The 720-nt window shown below is 75.8% G+C and carries 1 protein-coding gene; it reads right to left on the bottom strand.

Annotated features, from left to right (window positions below; translation table 11 throughout):
• Positions 1–720 (bottom strand): NUDIX hydrolase (locus NBZ83_RS32450; RefSeq protein WP_261576550.1); only part of this gene is annotated, 720 nt, incomplete at its 3' end.

Below are 720 nucleotides of genomic sequence, written 5' to 3'. Positions count from 1 at the left end.
GGGTGGTGGGGACGCGGCGGGAACCGCCCGTGTGGGCGGGTGGTCGACCACCGCCGAGCGGTTCCATGGGCGTTCCCATCCTCCCAGCCGCAGCAGGATGTCGAGGATGCCGGCGGTGAAGCCCCAGACCAGCATGCCGTGCACCTGGAACGCCGGGCTGAGCAGGTCACTCTGGGCGTAGCGCAGCATGACCCGGTTGGCCGGGTCGGCGAGTTCGGTCAGCGGCACCCGGGAGACGAACGACGTCTCGGCGAGGTCGACGGGAGCGACCGCGCACGGGGTGTGCCACCAGGCGAGCACCGGGGTCACGAGGTAGTGGCTGGCCTGGAGGTGCAGCGGCGAGGCGACGGCGAGCACCTCGACGCCGGCAGGGTCGAGGCCGACCTCCTCCGCGGCCTCCCGCAGCGCGGTGTCGACCCGGTCGATGTCGGTGGCGTCGGCCGCGCCGCCGGGGAACGCGGGCTGGCTCGCGTGGCTGCGCAGCTCGGCCGCCCGTTCGAGCAGCAGGACGTCCGGCCCGTCCGGGCCCGCACCGAACAGGATCAGCACGGCCGCCCGCCGGGCGTCGACGGCACGCGGGCCGGGGCGGGTATGGCCGGTCACCAGGGCGTCCCCAAGCTGGCTGGCGAGCGTGCGCAGCCACGGCGGCGGGGGCGCGACCGCATCCGCGTCGGCGACCGCGTCGGCGACCGCATCCGCAGGGCCCGATGGGTGCGGCAC

It is taken from the genome of Frankia gtarii (assembly GCF_025403375.1).
Lineage (GTDB): Bacteria > Actinomycetota > Actinomycetes > Frankiales > Frankiaceae > Frankia > Frankia gtarii.
Note: the sequence above shows the minus strand (reverse complement) of the source record. Positions and strands in the feature narration are given on the sequence as shown.